Origin of the sequence: Dactylosporangium sp. NPDC049742, assembly GCF_040674675.1 — a bacterium.
In the GTDB taxonomy this organism is placed as follows: domain Bacteria; phylum Actinomycetota; class Actinomycetes; order Mycobacteriales; family Micromonosporaceae; genus Dactylosporangium; species Dactylosporangium maewongense.
The window spans coordinates 103,784-109,902 of record NZ_JBFANF010000041.1; the positions used below are offsets into that span (position 1 = coordinate 103,784).

Annotated in this window: 8 protein-coding genes; 4 read left to right on the forward strand and 4 right to left on the reverse strand. The window is 73.7% G+C overall.

Annotated elements, in window-relative coordinates:
- The first annotated feature begins 13 nt into the window (after nucleotides 1–13).
- Together AB0J72_RS38240 and AB0J72_RS38245 are read left to right on the forward strand one after the other, a co-directional pair.
- Complete coding sequence (locus tag AB0J72_RS38240) at nucleotides 14–463, forward strand: SRPBCC domain-containing protein (RefSeq protein WP_363407966.1); 450 nt, start codon at nucleotides 14–16, stop codon at nucleotides 461–463.
- A 647-nt stretch (nucleotides 464–1,110) separates the two neighbouring features.
- Nucleotides 1,111–1,554: a hypothetical protein gene (locus AB0J72_RS38245; protein ID WP_363407969.1), complete on the forward strand. Its 444-nt coding sequence runs from the start codon at nucleotides 1,111–1,113 to the stop codon at nucleotides 1,552–1,554.
- Between the two features lie 32 nt (nucleotides 1,555–1,586).
- Here AB0J72_RS38245 and AB0J72_RS38250 read toward each other — a convergent pair whose 3' ends face one another.
- The 3 genes from AB0J72_RS38250 to AB0J72_RS38260 form a co-directional block, all read right to left on the reverse strand.
- Nucleotides 1,587–2,186, reverse strand: coding sequence for a hypothetical protein (locus AB0J72_RS38250; RefSeq protein WP_363407972.1), 600 nt, complete (start codon nucleotides 2,184–2,186; stop codon nucleotides 1,587–1,589).
- A gap of 119 nt (nucleotides 2,187–2,305) precedes the next feature.
- Entirely contained in the window at nucleotides 2,306–3,055 is a 750-nt protein-coding gene (locus AB0J72_RS38255; RefSeq protein WP_363407975.1) for an SDR family oxidoreductase, read from the reverse strand.
- A gap of 20 nt (nucleotides 3,056–3,075) precedes the next feature.
- A complete protein-coding gene (locus AB0J72_RS38260; protein ID WP_344504002.1) occupies nucleotides 3,076–3,564 on the reverse strand; it encodes a carbonic anhydrase in 489 nt (162 codons plus the stop codon).
- A 94-nt stretch (nucleotides 3,565–3,658) separates the two neighbouring features.
- On the opposite strand from AB0J72_RS38260, the gene AB0J72_RS38265 reads away from it, so the two are divergent.
- Both AB0J72_RS38265 and AB0J72_RS38270 read left to right on the forward strand, forming a co-directional pair.
- Nucleotides 3,659–4,792, forward strand: a complete 1,134-nt coding sequence (locus tag AB0J72_RS38265) for a geranylgeranyl reductase family protein (protein ID WP_363407978.1) — start codon at nucleotides 3,659–3,661, stop codon at nucleotides 4,790–4,792.
- Between the two features lie 4 nt (nucleotides 4,793–4,796).
- A complete protein-coding gene (locus AB0J72_RS38270) occupies nucleotides 4,797–5,246 on the forward strand; it encodes a YdeI/OmpD-associated family protein (protein WP_363407981.1) in 450 nt (149 codons plus the stop codon).
- On the opposite strand, the gene AB0J72_RS38275 is transcribed toward AB0J72_RS38270, so the two are convergent.
- Nucleotides 5,227–6,018, reverse strand: coding sequence for an isocitrate lyase/phosphoenolpyruvate mutase family protein (locus tag AB0J72_RS38275; protein WP_363407984.1), 792 nt, complete (start codon nucleotides 6,016–6,018; stop codon nucleotides 5,227–5,229). The two genes, AB0J72_RS38270 and AB0J72_RS38275, sit on opposite strands and share 20 nt — an antisense overlap.
- Between the last annotated feature and the right edge of the window lie 101 nt (nucleotides 6,019–6,119).

A 6,119-nucleotide genomic window follows, 5' to 3' on the forward strand; every position in this document is an offset into this window, starting at 1 on the left:
CAAGGAGCACGCCGTGAACACCGTTGAGTATTCGATCACCCGCAGGCTCCCCGCAGAGCCGAAACGTGTGTACACGGCGTGGACGACGCCGGCCGGTTTCAGCCGGTGGTTCGGGCCGCGGGAGTTCACCACGCCCGAGGACCGCATCGTCATGCAGACCCGGCCGGGCGGCGCGTGGCAGGTCGTCATGCTCGACGACGCCGGCAACGAGTATCCGCTCGGCGGGTTCTACCGTGAGCTCGACGCACCCGCCCGGCTCGTCATGACGACCGGCGACCCCGACAACACGACCGGCGATGTCGCCTCGACCGTCAGCGTGATGTTCAGGCCGACCGGCGACGGCTGCACCGAGATGACGATGCGCCAGCAGGGCGTGAACACCGACACGGAGCACGCCGCAGGCGCCGCGGCGGGCTGGCGTCACTTCTTCGACCGGCTGGCGGAGCACCTTGCCGAGCATTGAAACCGCGGCGGGGTGGGGATCGGCGGGCACGGTCTAGGTCTAGGCCGGGGCCGGAGTCAGGGCCGGAGTCGGGGCCGGAGTCGAAGTCGGGAGCCGGCGTCGGAGCTGGAGTCCGGAGTCCGGGGTCGGGCGCCGGGGTCGGGCGCCGGGGTCGGGAGTCGTAGTCGGGGCCGGAGTCGGAGTCGGAGTCGGCGAGCTTGCCCCGGCGCGGCCCCGGCGGCAGTGGTGCGCTACGGCTGTTTGGAGGGGTGAGGTCGGCCGCCCAGCCCCCCGCAGGTCACCGGCCCGGCCGTGCCGGCGCAGTCGCGTCATGCGAGGCGGTTCCCGTGGCGTCGTATGTGCGGCCCAGGACCAGGCCCAGGCCCGCGGTCCTCAGGGGTGTTGCGTGCGCTGTGGGGCGATCGTGTGCTGAAGGCGGGGGAGTTGACCGCTGGATTGTCGTACTCGCTGCGGGGCGAATCGTGCGCTGGATGGGGGAGTGGCCGGGGTCCCGGGACAGGGGCGCGAGCAGCCGCACCCGGGCTCGGGCGCCGATGACCTCACCGGGCTCGCCGTCAGGCGCGGCGGCTGGGGGCGACTGTTCAGCCGACGGGATGGAACCAGCTAGGGGGTCCCCGGAGCGGTGGGGGAGGCGGCACAATGCTGTCGTGACGTTGCCCATCCCTTACAGCGGCGGTGGCGGGAAAGTGCCCGCGTACAACGGGCCGGAAGTGCAGATCGGGGATGTGCGGGTCGACGGCAAAGCGATCTACACGCCGGTCGGGGTGTGGCCGATCCAGGGCAGCCGGTGGATGGTGATCTCGCAGCCGATGCCGGTTGTCACGACGGCGGGGTGGGGGATCGCGCTGGGGGTGACGTTCACGGTGCTGGGGGTGGTGTTCGCGCCGTTCACGTGTGGGTTGAGCCTGTTCCTGCTGTTCGGGCTGTTCTTCCTGACGGCGAAGACGTACACGATGTCGGGGCCGATGATCGTGTCGGTGCAGGCGGGGCAGTTCCACTACATGGCGCGGGAGGTCGTGTACTCGCCGCAGCACGCGGCGGAGGCGCTGCAACGGGTGAACTTCGCGCAGGCGCTCGCCTCGCGGTACTGATCCCCCCAAAGCGAGCCCGCGGGGCCGGGGGGTTAAGTGGGCGCTGGGTCCTCGGCGTGGTCGTCGTAGCCGGCGAGCAGCTGGGTCCTCGTGCCGACCAGGTGGGGTTCCAGGTCGCCGACGCGGGCGAGCCTGATCTCCGCCGGGGCGAGGTTGGAGACGCGCAGCAGCAGGCCAGGCACCTCGTCGAGGACCGCGAGCCAGCCCCGCTGCGCGGAGGTGACCTGCTGGTCGGGCCAGCGCTGGAAGGGTTTCGGCACGCCGTCGACGGTGATGCCCACGCGGTGCGGGGCGGGGGTCGACGCGGCACGGAGGTTGCGCTCGTACGTCTTGCGGTCCTCGGGGGGCTGGGGCATGACGGCGGCGACGCGCATGTCGATGAGCAGCGGCAGGGGCGGGCCGGCGGTGGTCACGACCTCGACCCAGCCGCCGCCCGCGGCCGGGTCGCCGAAGGTGAGGCCGGCGTGCACGAGCCGGTCGTCGTCCCAGGTCCACGCGCCGATGCGGCACGGGCCGCTCCAGCCCGCCATCCCGTACAGCGGCAGCGCGGCGGCGCTCGCACGGATTCGGTTCGCCCGCTGGTCGATCAGCGCTGTGAACTCGATGCGGTTCAGCCGCCCCCCGTATCGCATGGGATCGATCGTGCAACATGACCCGGCGTCTGTGCGGCCCCTTGCCCCCTCGCGGGAACCCCTGCTGTTTGCATCCCACTCGCGAAGAACGCACCCCAAGGGCGCGAAAGCGACCGGTATCAGCGGGACTCGGGGTCGTCGCCCCTGGCCGCGCGGCCGCCGTCGACCGGGACGACCGCCCCGGAGATGAACGACGCGGCAGGTGAGAGCAGGAACGCGATTGCCTCGGCGGCCTCGGCCGCGTCGCCGGCGCGGCCGATCGGGTGCAGGTGGGCGAGCTGGTCCACGATGCGGGCGGCCTCGTCCGGTGGGCGGGCGGACAGGAAGGCGGCCGATCGTTCGGTCCCGATCGACCCGAGGGCGACGGCGTTGACCCGGATGCCGTGCGGGCCGTGGTCGACGGCGAGGGCGCGGGTCAGGCCCTCGATCGCGGCCTTGGCGGTGGCGTACGGCAGGGCGCCGCGCACGGCCCGCTGCGCCTGGTGCGAGGAGACGTTGACGATCGCGCCCCCGTGGCCCGCCGCGCGGAAGCGCCGCACGGCGGTGGCGCTGCCCGTCACGGCGGGGGCGAGGTTCGCCATGATCAGGGCGAGCAGCTCGCCGGCCGGTACGGCATCCACCCAGGCGTCGCGGAAGACCGCGGCGTTGTTGACCCAGCCCGCGAGCGGGCCCCGCGCCTCGGCGAGGTCGGCGGCGCGCTCGGTGACGTTCTCGTCCCCGGCGTCCCCGGTGACCCCCGCGACCCGCCCGTCCGGCGCGATCCAGGTCAGGGCGTCCGGGTCGCGTTCGAGCACGACGACGGTCGTGCCGGGGTCGCGGAGCAGCCGTTCGGCGACGGCGCGGCCGACACCGCGGCCGCCGCCCGTCACGACGTAGGACCGCGCAGGAGTCAGCGGACTTCCTCGATCTTGGCGCTGGCGACGTCGAAGATGAAGCCGCGCACGTCCTCGCGGTGCGGCAGCCAGGCGCACTGGCGGACCGTCTCGATCGAGGAGCGCATCGTCTCGTGCAGGTCGGTGAAGCCGGGCACGTCCCAGCCCGGCGCCCGGCCCGTCTCGGCGGTGAGGGTCGCGCGGAACTCGTCGTCGTCGAAGTCCTGCATGCCGCACTCGGTGTGGTGGATCAGCACGACCTCGCGGGTGCCGAGCCGGCGCTGGCTGATCGCGAGCGAGCGCAGCACCTCCTCCGTCGGCAGGCCGCCGGCGTTGCGGATCAGGTGCGCGTCCCCGATCTCCAGGCCCAGCGCACCGAAGAGGTCCAGGCGCGAGTCCATGCAGGTGATGACGGTCAGCCGCAGCTTCGGACGCACCGGCCGGGGGCCGGGGAACGTGATCGCGTACTGCTCGTTGGCGTGGATGAGGTGGTCGATCGCCGACATTCCGCCAGTCAAACAGATCGGTCACTCATTCGGATGACGTCTGCGTCACACGAGGCCAATCTCACCTGTGAGCCCCGACCTCTAGGCTGCTCGGGTGAGTGAACCCAACAGCGCAGAAAGCTGGGACGTGGTTGTCGTCGGCGGCGGGCCCGCCGGGCTGTCGGCGGCGCACGCGGCGGCGACCGCCGGCGCCCGGACGCTCGTCCTGGAGAAGGCGGTGCACCCCCGGTACAAGACCTGCGGTGGCGGGCTGATCGGCTTCACCATTCAGTCGGTCGAGGACCGCATCGACATCCCCGCCGACGACCACATCACGCGGGTCGAGTTCACCCACGACGGGCGGCGCGCGTTCGCCCGGACCGCGCGGCGCGGCCCGCTGCTGCAGATGGTCCGCCGGCCCAGGTTCGACGACGCGCTGCGGCTCGCCGCGGAGAAGGCCGGCGCGGTCGTGCGGCAGTCGGCGGCGGCCCGGTCCCTCGAACAGACCGGCGACGCGGTCGTGGTCCGGCTCGCCGACGGCACCGCCGTCACCGGCCGCACCGCCATCGGCGCCGACGGGTCGTCAGGGATCACGGCGCGGCACGCCGGCGTCGAGTACGGCCAGGTCGACCTCGGCCTGGAGGTGGAGCTGCCCGTGAGCGCCGACGTCGCCGCGAAGTGGAAGGGGCGGCTGCTGATCGACTGGGGCCCGCTGCCCGGCTCCTACGCGTGGGTGTTCCCGAAGGACGACCTGCTCACCGTGGGCGTGATCGCGTCCCGCGGGCAGGGCGAGCGGACCAAGCGGTACCTGCGCGACTTCGTGACCCGGCTCGGCCTCGACGGCATCGAGCCCGTGCACGACTCCGGCCACCTGACCCGCTGCCGCACCGCCACGTCCCCGCTGCGCACCGGCCGCGTCCTCGTCGCCGGCGACGCGGCCGGGCTGCTCGAGCCGTGGACCCGCGAAGGGATCAGCTTCGCCGTGCGCTCCGGCGCCCTGGCCGGCGCGGCGGCCGCCGCCGGTGACCTCGACGCCTACGTCACCGCCGTCGAGCAGCGGCTCGCCCCGGCGATGACGGCCGGGCGGCGGTTGCTGGACACGTTCAGCCGCCGGCCCGGGCTCTTCCACGCGATGCTGCGCACCCCGCCGGGGTGGCGGATGTTCGAGCGGTTCTGCCTCGGGGAGATGTCGTTCGAACGTACCGTCGAGCGCCTGCCGGTCAGAACGGCGCTGAAGCTGCTCCAATGAGGGCATGAGGTTTCGCACGACGCTGGTCCTCGGCGGGAGGACCGCCACGGGCATGACGGTCCCCGCCGAGGTTGTCGAGTCGTTCGGGCAGGGCAGGAAGCCCCAGGTGCTCGTCACGATCAACGGCTACACGTACCGCAGCACCGTCGCCGTCCGCGACGGGCAGTTCATGGTGCCCGTCTCCGCCGAGGTCCGCGCCGGGGCGGGCGTCGAGGCCGGCGACGAGATCGACGTCGACCTGGAGCCGGACACCGCGCCCCGCACCGTCGTGGTGCCGGCCGATCTCGCCGCCGCCCTGGCCGGGGATCCGACCGCGAAGGCGAGGTTCGAGGCACTTTCGTACAGTGGCCAACGCCAGCACGTGCTCGCCCTCGACGGTGCGAAGACGGACGCGACCCGGCAGCGCCGGCTGGAGAAGATCCTCGCGGCGCTGGTCAGCCCATCAGGCGGTTGAGCTCCGAGTATTCGATGGCGCCGTCGAGGCTGGTGTACGTGCCGGCGGTGAACGCCTCCTCGGCGGCGCGACGGGCGACGGCGTACGCCGCCTCCGCCACCCACGAGCCGAGGCTGACCCGCGCCACGCCCAGCTCGCCGAGCTCCGCGACCGCCGGCGCGCCCGGCCCGACCAGGATGTTCAGCGGCGCCGGGATCGCGGCGGCGAGCTTGCCGATGGTCTCCGCGTCCACCACGCCCGGCACGAAGATCCCGCTCGCGCCGGCGTCGAGATAGGCGTTCGCCCGTTCGACCGTCTGCTCGAGGTCGTCGGTGCCGTGGAGGTACGTGTCGATGCGGGCGTTGATGTAGACGTCGGGGGCGGCGGCCCGGGCGGCGGCGATCCGCGCCACCTGGCCGGCCACGTCACGCAGGCCGCGCCGCTCCCCGCGGACGGTGTCCTCGAGGTTCACGCCGACCGCGCCGGCGTCCGCGACCCCGCGCAGCGTCTCCGCCACCTCGTCCGGGGTGGCGCCGAAGCCCGACTCGACGTCCGCGGTCACCGGCACGTCCACCGCGGCGACGACCCGGCGCAGGTGCGCGAGCATCGCGTCGCGGGTCAGCGCGTCACCGTCGGGCACGCCGAGCGTCCAGGCGACCCCGGCGGACGTGGTCGCCACCGCCCGGGCGCCGGCGGCGGCGACGACCCGCGCCGAGGCGGCGTCCCAGGCGTTGACGAGCACGAGCGGGTCGGCGGGGTCGTGCAGGGAGCGGAACAGGGCTGCGTTGGTCATGCCCGCCATCCTGCCCGCCCCCGCGCCCGGCCCGCACACCCGCCGGACGGCGCCGGCCCGCACACCCGCCGGGCGGCGCCGGCCCGCATGCCCGCCGGGCG

Excerpts from the sequence above, each read along its gene's own strand:
- AB0J72_RS38270 (WP_363407981.1), top strand. The coding sequence starts at position 4,797 with ATGAGGTTTCGCACGACGCTGGTCCTCGGCGGGAGGACCGCCACGGGC.
- AB0J72_RS38250 (WP_363407972.1), bottom strand. The coding sequence starts at position 2,186 with ATGCGATACGGGGGGCGGCTGAACCGCATCGAGTTCACAGCGCTGATC.
- AB0J72_RS38260 (WP_344504002.1), bottom strand. The coding sequence starts at position 3,564 with ATGTCGGCGATCGACCACCTCATCCACGCCAACGAGCAGTACGCGATC.
- AB0J72_RS38275 (WP_363407984.1), bottom strand. The coding sequence starts at position 6,018 with ATGACCAACGCAGCCCTGTTCCGCTCCCTGCACGACCCCGCCGACCCG.